Raw genomic sequence first — 14,482 nt, 5'->3', positions numbered from 1 at the left:
ATAGAAGCCCGATCCCCTCGTTGCTCGGGGACCGGGCGGCTTTCATCGATTAAGCTTGGAATGCGGGCATCGGCTCGCTGGAGAAGCGGAGCGCTTGCAGCATGTTGAGCAGCGCGTTTACCGTATCTAGCGATGTCAGGCACACGACGCCGTTCTCGACCGCTTCGCGGCGAATGCGGAAGCCGTCGCGCTCTGGCTCCTTGCCTTTCGTCAGCGTATTGACGACGAATTGCGCTTGGCCCGTGCGAATCAAGTCAAGAATGTTCGGCGATCCGTCGGATAGTTTGTTGATGCGGCGCACTTTAAGTCCTGCCGCTTCCAGCGCATCCGCCGTTCCGCCCGTAGCCATCAGTTTGTAACCGAGGGCATAGAAGCCTTTCAGGATTTGGATCGCTTCATCCTTGTCTTTATCGGCGACGGTGGCGATGATAGCTCCCGAGTTCGGAATTTTCATTCCGGAACCGACCAATCCTTTGTAGAGAGCCTTCGCATAATAACGATCTCGTCCCATGACCTCGCCCGTCGATTTCATTTCCGGAGTCAACGTCGGGTCTACGCGGCGAAGCTTGGCGAAGGAGAACACCGGAACTTTGACCGAGACGAAATCGTCTTCCGGCCAGAGACCCTCTTGGTAACCGAGTTCGGTTAACTTTTTACCTAGGATCGCTTGGGTTGCCAAGTTCGCCATCGGAATTTTCGTAACTTTGCTCAAGAACGGAACCGTACGCGACGAACGAGGGTTAACCTCGATCACGTACACTTTTTCTTGCCATACGACGAACTGGATATTCACGAGCCCGATCGTTTTCAGTTCTTTGGCGATCTTGATCGTAATATCGATCGCTTGTTGCTTGATATCGTCGGATAACGATTGCGGAGGATACACGGCGATGGAGTCGCCGGAGTGTACCCCTGCGCGTTCTACGTGTTCCATGATGCCAGGAATAAGGACCGTTTCGCCATCGCAGATCGCATCTACTTCGATTTCCTTGCCCAGCATGTAGCGGTCGATCAGTACGGGATGCTCCGGATTGATCGTCACGGCGATTTCCATATAAGCGAGCAGTTCTTCGTCGGAGTACACGATTTCCATCGCCCGACCGCCGAGTACGTAAGAAGGACGAACGAGAACCGGATATCCGAGTTCTTGCGCCGCGCCTACTGCTTCTCCTACGGAAGTAACAGTCGTACCTTTCGGTTGCGGAATGCTCAACTTGCTAAGCAAAGCTTCGAACTTCTTGCGGTTCTCGGCTTCGTCGATGCTCTCCAGGGACGTTCCAAGGATGCGTACGCCCGCTTTGGAGAGCGGAGCAGCCAGGTTGATCGCCGTTTGTCCGCCGAATTGTACGATAACGCCGATTGGCTTCTCTTCTTCGATGACGTTCATAACGTCTTCGAAGAACAATGGCTCGAAGTATAGACGGTCGGAAGTGCTGAAGTCGGTGGATACCGTCTCCGGGTTGTTATTGATGATGACGGCTTCGTATCCGGCATTGCGGATCGCCCATACCGCGTGTACGGTCGAGTAATCGAATTCGATCCCTTGGCCGATCCGGATCGGACCTGAACCGAGCACGATGATTTTTTCCTTCGCGCTTGGAATGACTTCGTTCTCCGTCTCGTAAGTCGAGTAATAATATGGCGTCGTCGCTTCGAATTCCGCGGCGCATGTATCTACCATCTTGTAGACCGGCTTAAGTCCCTGAGCCAGACGATGAGCGCGTACGTCCGCTTCCTTCGTCAGAGCGCTGTTCGGATGACCTTCGTTGCGCAATTCGGCGATGGCACGGTCCGTGAACCCGTTTCTCTTCGCTTTGTACAAGGTTTCGGGCGTCAACGCCGGTTCGCGGCGAATGACGTCTTCGAATTGAACGATACGCTCGATCTTATCCAAGAACCACCAATCGATGTTCGTAAGATCTTGGATATGCTGCAGCGTCCAACCGCGGCGGAAAGCTTCGGCGACGAGGAAGATCCGCTCGTCGTCGGGTTTAACCAGACGCGCCGTCAGAATCTCGTTGGACAGCTCGTTCGCGCCCTTGAGATAAATGCGGTGAACGCCGATTTCCAATGAGCGCACGGCTTTATGGATCGATTCTTCGAACGTGCGGCCGATGGCCATGACTTCTCCGGTCGCTTTCATCTGCGTGCCGAGCTTGCGGTTCGCGGACGTGAATTTGTCGAACGGCCAGCGAGGGATTTTCGACACGATATAATCGAGCGTCGGCTCGAAGCATGCATATGTTTGTCCGGTAACCGGGTTAACGATCTCGTCCAGCGTGTAGCCGACGGCGATCTTAGCGGCCATCTTCGCGATCGGATAGCCTGTCGCTTTGGATGCGAGCGCCGACGAGCGGCTAACGCGCGGGTTAACTTCGATGACGTAATATTGATAGCTTTGCGGATCAAGCGCGAATTGCACGTTACAGCCGCCCTCGATGTTAAGGGCGCGAATGATTTTGAGCGAAGCCGAACGAAGCATTTGGTACTCGCGGTCGGACAACGTTTGGCTTGGCGCCACGACGATGCTGTCGCCGGTATGAACGCCGACGGGGTCGAAGTTCTCCATGTTGCAGACGACGATGCAGTTGTCGTTCGCGTCCCGCATGACTTCATACTCGACTTCTTTCATGCCGGCGATCGATCTCTCGATCAGGCACTGGCCGATCGGGCTATAACGAATTCCGTTCGCGACGGTTTCGCGCAGCTCTTCTTCGTTGGCGACGATGCCGCCGCCCGTACCGCCCAGCGTGTACGCCGGACGAACGATGACCGGGTAACCCAGTCCGTTCGCGAAATCAACCGCCGCTTCGACCGTCGTAACGATGTCGCTTTCCGGTACCGGTTGCTCCAACTCGCGCATTAATTCGCGGAACAGGTCGCGGTCTTCGGCACGCTCGATCGCATCCAATTGCGTACCGAGCAGTTTCACGTTTTCTTGCTGCAGGACGCCCGCGCGAGCGAGTTCTACGGCCATATTCAGGCCCGTTTGTCCGCCGAGCGTAGGCAACAATCCGTCCGGTCGCTCTTGGCGAATGATTTGGGAGACGAACTCCAGGTTAATCGGTTCGATATATACTTTATCCGCGATATTCGTATCGGTCATGATCGTAGCCGGATTGCTGTTGATCAGCACGACTTCGATGCCTTCTTCTTTTAAGGCTTGGCAGGCTTGAGTTCCCGCATAGTCGAATTCCGCCGCTTGCCCGATGACGATAGGTCCGGAGCCGATTACGAGAATTTTCTTGAGGTCATTATTTCTGGGCATATTGCAGCTCTCCTCTCAGCGTCTCCGACAATTGCGCTTGGCGTGGACGTTCCGGGTTGGCGATCTTGTTGTCGCGAATCATTTGCAGGAAGCGATCGAATAAGTAGCTATTGTCGTAAGGCCCCGGAGCCGCTTCCGGGTGGTATTGAACCGTGAAGGCCGGATAACGCTTATGCTTCAAACCTTCGATCGTTTTATCGTTGTTGTTGATATGCGTCACTTCCAGTTCCGTTCCGGCAATCGATTCCTCGACGACCGTGTAGCCATGGTTCTGGGAAGTGATGAAGCAACGTCCGGATTCCAATTCTTTAACCGGATGGTTTCCGCCGCGGTGGCCGAACTTCAACTTGCCGGTATCCGCTCCGCAAGCGAGCGCGAATAGTTGGTGTCCGAGGCAGATGCCGAAGATCGGATATTCGCCGAGCAGCTCGCGGATCGTATTGACCGCATGAGGCACGTCTTTCGGATCCCCAGGGCCGTTGGACAACTGAATGCCGTCCGGAGAAAGCTTGCGAATGTCTTCCGCCTTCGTATCTTGAGGCACGACGACGACGTCGCAACCGCGTTTCGTCAGCTCGCGCAGAATGCCGCTCTTCGCGCCGTAATCGATCAGCACGATGCGTTCTTTCTCGCCGGGGCTGGAGAACAGCGTCTTCGTCGACGTGCGGGCTACTTGATCCCGAAGCAGGGAAGAAGCGTCAAGACGTTCTTTGAGCTCTTCCACGCGCTCGTTGCCTGTCGACAGAACGCCTTTCATCGTGCCGTGCTGGCGGAGAATACGAGTGAGCATGCGCGTATCGATATCGCTGATTCCGATAATGCCGTATTCTTTCAACAATTGGTCGATCGTATATTGCGCCCTCCAGTTGCTAGGCACCGTCTCGTGGCGACGAACCACGAAGCCGTGGATATAGGGGCGAATGCTTTCGAAGTCATCGCGGTTAATGCCGTAGTTCCCGATCAGCGGGAACGTCATCGTAACGATCTGTCCGCAGTAGGACGGGTCGGACAATACTTCCTGATAGCCGGTGATTCCGGTGTTGAACACCACTTCACCGACGGATCCGCCTTCAGCGCCGAAACTTTGGCCCGTGAACAACGTGCCGTCTTCCAACAATAATCTTGCTTGCATCCCAATCACTCCTTAGCGGTTAATGCCGTTCTCTTCTGTCCATACAACCTTGCCGCCAACCATCGTAAGCGCCGGCCAGCCATGCAGCTTCCAGCCCGTAAACGGAGTGTTGCGACCTTTCGTGAGGAACGTAGCGGGATCGACTTCCCGTTCGTTATCCAAGTCGATAAGTATAAGATCGGCGGGTGCGCCGGTATCGATATTGCCATAAGGCAAGCGGAAAACCCTTGCCGGATCGCTGGTCATTCTCCGGAGCAAGAAGTCCAAGCTCCAGCGTCCCGTGCGGACGAATTTCGTATAAAGCAGCGGGAAAGCCGTCTCGAAGCCGACGATTCCGAACGGCGCTCTCTCCATGCCGCGCGCTTTCTCTTCTTCGCTGTGCGGAGCGTGGTCGGTTACGATCATGTCGATCGTTCCGTCTTCCAACGCCGCGATGCAGGCTTCAACGTCTTTCGGCGTACGAAGCGGAGGATTCATTTTCCAATTGGCGTCCATGCTGTCCGGAATGTGTTCGTCCGATAGAAGCAGATGATGCGGGCACACTTCGGCGGTTACGCGAACGCCTACGGACTTGCCAAGGCGGATCAGCCTGATCGACTGTTCGGTGCTGACGTGGCAGATGTGGTAATGAACCCCGGTCGCCTCCGACAGCAATATATCCCTGCCGACATGGATCGCTTCGGATTCGTTCGGAATCCCCTTAAGCCCGTGCTTGCGGGAAAATTCGCCTTCCGACACCGCCGCGCCTTCGACGAGCGAATCGTCTTCGCAATGGGCGATAATCGGCATGTCTAGCGACTTGGCCAACGCCATCGCGTTCTTCATCATTTGCGCGTTTTGCACGCCGACGCCGTCATCCGTAAAACCGATCGCTCCGGCTTCTTTCAGAGCGGGGAAGTCGGTCAGATCGCGGCCGAGCTCGTTCTTCGTGATCGCCGCGTAAGGAAGAACCCTGACTACGCCTTCGGTCGCCGCTTTGTCCAGTACGAACCGGATCGTCTCCGGCGTATCCATGACCGGGCGCGTGTTCGGCATCGGAGCGATCGTCGTGAATCCGCCTTTGGCCGCCGACTCCGTTCCGCTTGCTATCGTTTCCTTATATTCGAATCCCGGCTCGCGCAAGTGCACGTGCATATCGATCAACCCAGGCGCAATTAGCTTGCCCTTCGCATCGATGACTTGTGCACCCGCCGTTTCTGGCAAAGTTCCCTGGCGCCATTCGGCGATCACTCCGTTGTCCACGCGAACGTGCGCAAGCTCGGATTCGCCGGTTTCCGGATTTAATCTTTTGGCGTTTACGATCCATGTAGCCATATTAACCGTTGCCTCCTCTGCTGTTGTGTAAGCCGTGACGTTATCTTCCGATTTCCGCTTCTCTTGGATGCAGGATCGTAACGCAGTCGCCGTCGTCGATCTCGCTCAGCGAAACGTCGATCTTCTCGTGCCGAGAGGTCGGTACGTTCTTGCCCACGTAATCGGGCCTGATCGGAAGCTCGCGATGGCCTCGATCCACGAGTACGGCCAGTTGGATCGATTGCGGCCTCCCGCAGTCCATCAAAGCATCCAGCGCGGCGCGAATCGTTCGCCCGGTGTAGAGCACGTCGTCGACCAGGATGATCCGTTTGTCTTTGACCAGAAGCTTGAGCTCTTCGTCCGGCAAGCCGCCCGCGGCCTCCGCGGAAGTCGGACGATCGTCGCGGTAGCGAGTAATATCCAACTCGCCTACGGAGATCGGATGTCCTTCGATATCGAAGATGCGCTCCGCCACGCGGCGAGCGAGATAGACCCCCCTCGTCCGAATGCCGATCAGCACGCAGCCTTGAATACCTTTGTTCTTCTCCACCATCTCGTGAGCGATCCGGGTAAGCGCCCGCCTGATGGCGGATTCATCCATGATGACGCGGGAGTCCAACATCTCGATCCCTCCTTCACGCGTTACTTGCACAAAAAAACCTCCTTGCGTCATACGCAAGGAGGATTCAGTCAATTGAGGATATCGACAGGCGTACGCCGAGAAACCTGTCCAAAGCGCATAGAGATGCTGCGGGACATGATCAATCGTACAACCTGGATATGTGTCAACTCTGCGCCACCTTGCCAGTCTCTCAGGACTGAGTTAAAGGTACCCATTCATTAACAATGATTATCCCATGTTCGACATGAAGTGTCAAGGAATTCGAGCTGATTTTTCCCGATTAAAATTCGAATTGGACGTCCGTTAAACGGCGTTTAATTTCGTCGATTACGCGCGCTTCTTCGGCCTCGCCTTGAGCGATAAACGTAACGGAGAAGCGAACGAATTTGCCAGCGTCTTCCCATGGCACGGTGGAGATCAATTTCTCGCGGATCAAATACTGCGAGAAATCCTCGGCGGATTCGAAGCGTTGGCCGCCTACGATGCCTTTCGGCGCTTCGACGTAAAGGAAGAAGGAGCCTTTCGGTTTTTCCGCTTGAAAGCCGATTTCGTTCAATGCGGCGACAAGCATGTTGTGGCGGCGTGAATATTTGGCCGAGATCTCTTCGGTTATTTGCGGGTTGGCGAGACCGAAAGCAGCCGCTTTCTGGATGGCGATAAATTGGCCGGAGTCGTTGTTATCCTTCACGTCCCCGAAAGCTTTAACGATAAGCGGGTTGCCGGCGATGAAGCCGATCCTCCAGCCCGTCATGTTGTAAGACTTGGACAGAGAGTGCAATTCCACTCCCACGTCTTTCGCTCCCGGTACGGACAAGAAGCTGAACGGTTTGGCGCCGTCATAAGTAAGAGCGGCGTAAGGAGCATCGTGCACGACGACGACGTTGTATTTTTTGGCCCAGGCGACGACCCGCTCGAAAAACTCGACCGTAGCCGCGGCGCCCGTAGGGTTATTCGGATAGTTCAAGTAAAGCAATTTCGCGCGGCGCGCGATGTCCTCCGGAATGGCGTCGATGTCGGGAAGGAAGTTGTTTTCCTTCGTCAGCTTGATATTGTACACTTCGCCGCCGAGGTATTTCGTGTGCGTGCCCATTACCGGGTAGCCTGGCACCGTCATAATCGTTACGTCGCCCGGGTTGATAAATACCGAAGGCAACATGGCAAGCGCGGGCTTGGAGCCGATCGTGTGCAACACTTCCGTCTCCGCATCGATTCCGTCGACGGAGAACACTTCCTTTAAATATTTGGCCGCGGCTTCCTTAAATTCCGCGATCCCATTGTCCGCGTAGCCGCGGTTCTCGGGCTTGGCCGCTTCTTCGGCCAGCTTCGCGACGATGCCCGCGTCCGCCATTTCGTCTGGCTCGCCTACGCCCATATCGATCAGCTCAACGTCCGGGTGCGCTTTGCGCGCGGCCGCTTTAGCTCTTTTGATTTTCTCGAATTTATAGATGTTCGTATCTTTGCCGTAGTCGGCTCCGCCGATTCGGCTTGCGAATTGCTCTTGAATGAAGGTCGATTGGTATTGTTCCACGCTCACGTCTAGACACTCCTTAAGAAATCCTAAGATTTATGGACTATGTCTCAAACTATGACGGAAACGAACTTTTATCACCATGGATTTTTACGCACATCATTTGCAGAAATCGCCGCGCGGATATCCGGCGGCGATCTCGAGTTTAACGCGTTTTTAAGATGTTCAATGCATGTTCCATATCTTCCGGGATCGGTACCGTGAATTCCATGTACTCTCCGCTTCGCGGATGAACGAAACCTAGGATGCCTGCATGCAGCGCTTGTCCGTTCATTCCCAGCGTTCTTCCGCTCTTCCCTCCGTATACCGGATCTCCGACAAGCGGGAATCCGATGTACTTCATGTGAACGCGAATTTGATGCGTACGTCCCGTTTGGAGCTTCAATTCAAGCAAAGTGTATTCGTCGAACCGCTCCGTGACCGCAAAGTGGGTAATCGCGTGTTTGCTGTTCTTTTCGGTGACGACATAAAGCTTGCGATCGTGATTCGCGCGTCCGATCGGCGCGTCTATCGTTCCTTTGTCATGCTGCATCACGCCGTATACGAGAGCCGAGTATTTGCGCGTGACCGTATGTTCCTTCAATTGCTCGGCTAACGAGGTGTGAGCCAAATCGTTCTTCGCGACCATTAGCAAGCCGGATGTGTCCTTGTCGATCCGGTGCACGATGCCCGGCCTCATGACGCCGTTAATTCCGGATAGGTCTTTGCAATGATGCAGCAGCGCGTTTACGACCGTGCCGCTCGGATGGCCCGCCGCGGGATGTACGACCATGCCGCGGGGTTTATTGATAACGATGACATCGCTGTCTTCGAATACGACTTCCAGCGGGATATTTTCCGGTAAAGCTTCCAGCGGCTCGGGCTCCGGTAAAACGACCACGATGCGATCGCCCGCAGCTAGCTTGGTATTCGGTTTTACGACATTGCCGTTAACCGTTATCGCGCCCGTTCGGATCCATTCCTGCGCTTGAGAGCGGGAAACGGATTTGTCCGCTAACGCTTCAGCTAAATGCTTGTCCAGACGTTCGCCGGATTGTTCATTCTCTATTTGCCATTCGAAGCGTCCATCGACGTCTTCTTGCTCCGCTAGTTCAGACGGATTGTTGTTCTCGGGGTTGTTCACCATTGCCATTCGTTTTATTCTCCTGTTTCATGGCCAGCAGCGCATCCAATATCACGAGCGCGACACCGATGCAAATCGCGGAGTCGGCAAGGTTGAATATCGGAAACGTGTAAGAACCAAAGTTGAGTTGCAAGAAATCCACTACCTCGCCGAATAGCGCGCGATCCAAGAAGTTACCTACGGCACCGCCCAATATCATGGACAGCGCGAACATCAGCAGCATGCTTCCCGTGCGGTACGAGCGGTGCAAGTACCATAATATGCCCACTACGACGACAACCGTAATGATGAGGAAAAACCAACGCTGCTCCTGCAGCATGCCGAAAGCGGCGCCCCTGTTGCGGATATGGGAAATAATAAAGAAATCGCCCAGCACCGAAATCCTTTCCTTATCCTGCTCGATATTGTGACTAACGATTTTTTTGCTCACGTAATCGATTAGAAAAACAACAATAGCTACCACATAATAGGCCCATACTGGCCAAATTCGACGTTGCATCCGTTTATCCGCCTCTCGTCCGTTTCTCCTGCGTGTTGATTTTATCACATTGCGCCAAGCACCGTCCACGAGGCGCAAGTAAAAAACGACAGAACCCCCATACTTGTCCTCCGATAAGAACACGTAAAACCCGATTCCCATGAGTAAACTACAAGCATTCAATCGATGAGAGGAGTGGGCATTATGACGATTCCGATCAATCAGGAAAGGATCCAGGCGCTCAGAAGAAGATTATTGCAAGAGCGGAGCGAATTGGAGGAACGGGTAAACGACAATGGACACTTCGGCCTTGCCGCATCTTTTCGCGACTCTACGGGCGAGCTCTCCGGGATAGATAACCACCCCGGCGACGCCGGGACCGAAATGTTCGAACGAAGCAAGGATATTGCACTTCTGGAGAAAGAAGCTTTCCGGCTGGAACGCGTCGATGCCGCATTACAGCGGATGGATACCGGCGAATACGGGCATTGTGTCGCGTGCGGCAAGTTTATTCCGATCGAACGGTTGGAAGCCCTCCCGACGGCGATTTATTGTTTGGAGCATGAACCCCGCCAGGAAACCTCGAATAACAGGCCGGTCGAAGAAGAGTTTCTTACTCCTCCCTTCGGTCGCACCAGTCTGGATGAGCGGGAAGGCCAGAACGGCTTCGACGGCGAGGATGCCTGGCAGATCGTCGAGTCGTGGGGAACGTCGAACAGTCCTGCCATGGCCGAAGGAAACAACGTTTCCGACTACGATGCCATGGCCATCGAAGCAGATGAGAACGACGGATTCGTCGAACCTCTCGAAAGCTTCCTTGCGACGGATATTACAGGTCACAATGTTACGGTCGTGCGCAACCGCGCCTACCACAAATACATGGCGAACCACGAAGGCGATCCTCTATTGGAGCCCGACGAAGTCATGGACGAATTTTGAATTAGCTTGATTTTCAGCTTGATTTAGCGCTCCTCTTCAAGCCCATTGCCATTCTCTTCTACGATTGGCGGTGGGCTTAATGAGGATTTATTTCCAATTGCCTTTGAACGATTCGTACGATATCGGCGATATAATCCCCTACGATCGGCAAGTTCAGCGCTCCAAGAAATTGCAGAACGTACACGATGGTCGCCGCGAAAAAAGTAAATCCGATCGTGATGCCGACGCCTCGTGCCAATCCGGCGACGACGTTTCTCCAGATCAGCGACCATGGATGTTGCGATAAATTGACGTAATCCTTAATCCTCGATTTTTCCAAGTCGAGCGATATTCTTTCCAGCGTTTCGGTCACGTAAGTGAGCGTACCTCTGATTTCTCTCGCTTCGTCGGCAAGCCGCTCCGGAGAGTTCGCGGGGACTTTCGGTTTTTTGTTGACGATGCGTCCGCTCGGATTTCTACGTTTGGAATTGTCGCCCATTGCCGCACACCCCTTCAGGCGTCTTTTCCTATACATACCCTTTGCCAACCGAAAACAAAACGAGCTCTCCCGGGGGATTCGGCATAACCGTCCAACCGGGGGAAGAGCTCGTTCTTTCGATTTCTTTATTAGGTTTCGCTTTAAGCCGCGTTATTTATGCTTATGCCAAGATCGCGACTCCGATCGTCTTCTCACCCGCTTGCACGGATTCCGCTCCTGCAGCGCGTCCGAAGGATACATCGTTAACTAGCACGTTTTCCCTCAGCACGTGATCGAAAGCGCGTAATGCGGCTTCCAGATCGGCGTCGACGTCGAGAACGAGATCGATTCGTTTCTCGATCGGCAAGTCAAGCTTCTTCCGCGTATCCTGTACCGCGCGGATCACTTCGCGAACCCAGCCCTCTTGCTCGAGTTCCGGCGTGATTTCGGTGTTCAGCGCAACCGTAAGGCCGCTTCCGGTTGCCGATGCAAAGCCTGTTTTCGCTTCTTTCTCGACCAGGATTTCCTCGAGATCGACCGTCAAGGCTTCTCCTTCCGGAGTCACGAAGTCGAATTTGCCGGAATGGACGACATTCCGGGTTTCCTCGCTGGACATTCCTTTGAACGCGTTTTGGATCGGACCGACGTTTTTGCCGTATTTTTTGCCCGCTACCTTCAGGTTCAGCTTCAGGTTGAAGTTAACGAAGCCTCCGTCGTCGTTTACGACCGTGATTTTCTTCACGTTGATCTCGTCCTTGACGATATCCTCGTAACCCTCTAGTCCGAAGCTCTCGCTTAAGGAAACTAGCAGCTCGGATAGCGGCTGGCGCGTCTTCAAGCTCGATTCGTTGCGGATATTGCGCGCCAATTCGACCATATTGCGCACCGCGCCCATTTCTCTTTCCAACCCGGAATCGATCGCCGAGGAGTCGGATTGCGGGAAATCAGCGAGATGAACGCTGCCTTCGCCGCCGAGATTACCGTAAATATCTTCGGATACGAACGGTGCGTAAGGAGCGATAAGCTTGGACAAGGAGAGCAGAACTTCACCCAACGTTTGATAGGCCGCAAGCTTGTCGTCCGTAAGCCCGCTTCCCCAGAAACGGTCGCGAGAACGGCGAACGTACCAGTTCGATAGCTCGTCGATGAACGTTTCGATACCTTTGGCCGGATTCAGGAAGTCGTTAGCTTCCAGCCCCTTCGCGACGTCCGCGATTAAGGAATTCAAACGGGAAAGGATCCAACGGTCCAACTTGTTGTCGGAATTCACCTTCGCGTGCTCGGACGGGACGTAACCGTCGATCGAAGCGTACAGCGCGTAGAATGCATGCGTATTAACTAATGTATCTACGACCTTGGATTTGGCTTCGGCTACGATGCCTTTGGAGAAACGTTTGCTATTCCAAGGCGCGCTATCCGCGAGCAACGACCAGCGGAACGCATCCGTCCCGAACTCGTCGATGATCTCCCAAGGGTCGATGACGTTGCCTTTGGATTTGCTCATTTTTTGCCCGTTCTCGTCTAAGACGTGCCCGGTAGAGATGACAGACTTATAAGGCGATTTGCCGTTGTACAACGTCGATACCGCTAGCAAGCTGAAGAACCAACCGCGGGTTTGATCGATGCCTTCGCAAATAAAGTCCGCCGGATATTGCTCCTGGAATTTCGCTTCGTCACCGAATGGATGGAAGTATTGCGCGAACGGCATCGATCCGCTGTCGAACCAGACGTCGATGACTTCGGAAGCGCGGTTCATGACCCCGCCGCATTCGCATCGCAAGTGAATGGCATCCACGTAAGGCTTATGCAATTCGATCGTTTCCGGAACGTCCTCGACCGCTAGCGCGCGAAGCTCGGCGATGCTGTGCGGGGATTTTTCCTTGCCGCACGATTCGCAGGTCCATACGTTTAGTGGCGTACCCCAGTAACGGTTGCGGCTGATGTTCCAGTCGACCAGATCTTCGAGGAACTTCCCGAAGCGGCCATCCCGCAAATGCTCCGGGTACCACTGGATCGTTTTATTGTTCTCGATCAATTGATCTTTGACGGCGGTCGTCTTGATGAACCAGCTTTCCGTCGCGTAATAGAGCAGCGGCGTTTTGCAACGCCAGCAGAACGGATAGCTATGTTCCATTCTCTCTTTATGGAACAGCAGCCCGCGCTCCGACAGCATCTTGACGATGTCGATATCGCAATCCTTCACGAAACGGCCTGCCAGATCCGTTACCTCGGCCATATATTTGCCTTCGTTGTTCACGACCATCAGCATCGGAATGTTATGCTGGCGGGCTACGCGGTAATCGTCTTCCCCGTGGGCCGGGGAAATATGGACGATCCCCGTTCCGCTGGAATCGGTAACGTATTCCGCGTCGATGATGCGATAAGCGTTGTCTACCTTCACGTAAGGGAATAGCGGCTCATAAGTCAACCCGACGAGATCCTGTCCTTTTACCGTACCCAGCGTCTCGTATTCGCCTTTCATGACTTTCTCGGTCAAGGCCGAAGCGACGATGTAAGTTTCGCCTTCTTGGCGGACTCGCGCGTATTCGATATTCGGGTTAACGGCTAGCGCTACGTTCGCGGGTAAAGTCCAAGGCGTCGTCGTCCAAGCGAGTACGAATTCGCCGTTTTCCTTCAGCTTGAATTTCGCCGTCGCTGTCAAGTCTTTCACGTCTTCGTAGCCTTGGGCGACTTCATGGGAGCTTAGCGTCGTCTGGCAGCATGGGCAATACGGACTCACGCGATGACCGCGATATAACAAACCTTTATCGTGAATCGTCGCGAGCACGTGCCATACGCTTTGGATATAATTGTTGTCCAAAGTAATATAAGGATCGTCCAGATCGGTCCAGTAGGCGATCGCTTCCGTCAATTCGCGCCACTGACGCTCGTATTCGAACACGCTTTCCTTGCACTTTTTGATAAAAGACTCCACGCCATAGTTCTCGATCTCTTGCTTGCCGGATATGCCCAGCTGTTTTTCGACGCCGAGTTCGACCGGCAATCCATGGGTATCCCATCCGGCTTTGCGGATGACGCGGTAACCGGACATCGTTTTATAGCGGCTGACGAAGTCCTTGATTACGCGGCCTAAGACGTGCCCGATATGCGGTTTTCCATTAGCTGTAGGGGGGCCTTCGTAGAACACGAAGTTCGGCTTGCCTTCGCGGTTCTCGATCGATTTGCGGAACGTATCCTCTTGTCTCCATTGTTCCAATATCCGCTGCTCGCGGGATCTTGCCTTTTCCTTGACGTCGACGCGCTGCATCGTTCCTCATCCTTTCAATTCCATAATAAAAACCCCGTCCCTAATAAAGGGACGAGGTTAGCTCGCGTTACCACCCTTGTTCCGCCAACGCTTCCGATCGTGGGAAGGCGGCGACAACTCGCAACGCACCTACAGGCGGCGGGAAAATTCCCGTTTCCTGGCTTAGTGCGCGTTCCCTGTAACGGTGGACATCCGGCTTCGCTTATTATCCGTTCGGATCGATTATCCAGTCGACGGAATTCGGCAAGGCATCTCGGGGAGGATATTCGGCACGCTCTTCTCGTTGGCTCGCAGCAACCGCCAACTCTCTGGACTTCGGACGCGCGCTTACTCATTCCCGTCTGCGACTTGAAGATGTAAATTTCGTATATCCT

10 protein-coding genes and 1 other annotated feature are annotated in these 14,482 nt (G+C 54.1%); of the genes, 1 reads left to right on the top strand and 9 read right to left on the bottom strand.

The window, feature by feature from the left end:
• Positions 1–49 precede the first annotated feature (49 nt).
• The 7 genes from carB to lspA form a co-directional block, all read right to left on the bottom strand.
• Positions 50–3,268 carry a carbamoyl-phosphate synthase large subunit gene (carB, locus tag D7Z26_RS08795; RefSeq protein ID WP_120975922.1) on the bottom strand — a complete coding sequence of 1,073 codons (3,219 nt, stop codon included), beginning with the start codon at positions 3,266–3,268 and terminating at the stop codon, positions 50–52.
• Positions 3,255–4,400 (bottom strand): glutamine-hydrolyzing carbamoyl-phosphate synthase small subunit, encoded by a 1,146-nt coding sequence (gene carA / locus D7Z26_RS08790; protein WP_120975920.1) that lies wholly within the window; start codon positions 4,398–4,400, stop codon positions 3,255–3,257. Before carA ends, carB begins: the two co-directional genes overlap by 14 nt.
• A 12-nt stretch (positions 4,401–4,412) precedes the next feature.
• On the bottom strand, positions 4,413–5,714 hold the full coding sequence (locus tag D7Z26_RS08785; protein ID WP_120975918.1) for a dihydroorotase: 1,302 nt from the start codon (positions 5,712–5,714) through the stop codon (positions 4,413–4,415).
• A gap of 40 nt (positions 5,715–5,754) precedes the next feature.
• Positions 5,755–6,315: a bifunctional pyr operon transcriptional regulator/uracil phosphoribosyltransferase PyrR gene (gene pyrR / locus D7Z26_RS08780; protein WP_120976541.1), complete on the bottom strand. Its 561-nt coding sequence runs from the start codon at positions 6,313–6,315 to the stop codon at positions 5,755–5,757.
• A gap of 280 nt (positions 6,316–6,595) precedes the next feature.
• Positions 6,596–7,849: an LL-diaminopimelate aminotransferase gene (locus D7Z26_RS08775; protein WP_120975916.1), complete on the bottom strand. Its 1,254-nt coding sequence runs from the start codon at positions 7,847–7,849 to the stop codon at positions 6,596–6,598.
• Between the two features lie 139 nt (positions 7,850–7,988).
• Positions 7,989–8,969, bottom strand: coding sequence for an RluA family pseudouridine synthase (locus tag D7Z26_RS08770; RefSeq protein ID WP_407643497.1), 981 nt, complete (start codon positions 8,967–8,969; stop codon positions 7,989–7,991).
• Complete coding sequence (lspA, locus tag D7Z26_RS08765) at positions 8,935–9,465, bottom strand: signal peptidase II (RefSeq protein WP_120975912.1); 531 nt, start codon at positions 9,463–9,465, stop codon at positions 8,935–8,937. The genes D7Z26_RS08770 and lspA overlap by 35 nt, the downstream gene beginning before the upstream one ends.
• Positions 9,466–9,648: 183 nt before the next feature.
• On the opposite strand from lspA, the gene D7Z26_RS08760 reads away from it, so the two are divergent.
• On the top strand, positions 9,649–10,383 hold the full coding sequence (locus D7Z26_RS08760; protein WP_120975910.1) for a TraR/DksA C4-type zinc finger protein: 735 nt from the start codon (positions 9,649–9,651) through the stop codon (positions 10,381–10,383).
• 76 nt (positions 10,384–10,459) lie between these two features.
• Here D7Z26_RS08760 and D7Z26_RS08755 read toward each other — a convergent pair whose 3' ends face one another.
• Positions 10,460–10,861, bottom strand: a complete 402-nt coding sequence (locus D7Z26_RS08755; protein ID WP_120975908.1) for a DUF5665 domain-containing protein — start codon at positions 10,859–10,861, stop codon at positions 10,460–10,462.
• Positions 10,862–11,021: 160 nt separating this feature from the next.
• On the bottom strand, positions 11,022–14,108 hold the full coding sequence (ileS, locus tag D7Z26_RS08750; protein WP_120975906.1) for an isoleucine--tRNA ligase: 3,087 nt from the start codon (positions 14,106–14,108) through the stop codon (positions 11,022–11,024).
• 44 nt (positions 14,109–14,152) lie between these two features.
• Positions 14,153–14,461, bottom strand: a binding site (T-box leader).
• Between the last annotated feature and the right edge of the window lie 21 nt (positions 14,462–14,482).

Origin of the sequence: Cohnella endophytica (genome assembly GCF_003628305.1) — a bacterium.
GTDB lineage: Bacteria > Bacillota > Bacilli > Paenibacillales > Paenibacillaceae > Cohnella > Cohnella endophytica.
The sequence above is the reverse complement of the archived record's forward strand: the minus strand, read 5'-3'. Positions and strand labels throughout refer to the sequence as shown.

Coding starts and splice junctions, on each gene's coding strand:
- D7Z26_RS08760 (WP_120975910.1), top strand. CDS start 9,649: ATGACGATTCCGATCAATCAGGAAAGGATCCAGGCGCTCAGAAGAAGA.
- D7Z26_RS08755 (WP_120975908.1), bottom strand. CDS start 10,861: ATGGGCGACAATTCCAAACGTAGAAATCCGAGCGGACGCATCGTCAAC.
- pyrR (WP_120976541.1), bottom strand. CDS start 6,315: ATGTTGGACTCCCGCGTCATCATGGATGAATCCGCCATCAGGCGGGCG.
- D7Z26_RS08770 (WP_407643497.1), bottom strand. CDS start 8,969: ATGGTGAACAACCCCGAGAACAACAATCCGTCTGAACTAGCGGAGCAA.
- carB (WP_120975922.1), bottom strand. CDS start 3,268: ATGCCCAGAAATAATGACCTCAAGAAAATTCTCGTAATCGGCTCCGGA.
- carA (WP_120975920.1), bottom strand. CDS start 4,400: ATGCAAGCAAGATTATTGTTGGAAGACGGCACGTTGTTCACGGGCCAA.
- ileS (WP_120975906.1), bottom strand. CDS start 14,108: ATGCAGCGCGTCGACGTCAAGGAAAAGGCAAGATCCCGCGAGCAGCGG.
- D7Z26_RS08785 (WP_120975918.1), bottom strand. CDS start 5,714: ATGGCTACATGGATCGTAAACGCCAAAAGATTAAATCCGGAAACCGGC.
- lspA (WP_120975912.1), bottom strand. CDS start 9,465: ATGCAACGTCGAATTTGGCCAGTATGGGCCTATTATGTGGTAGCTATT.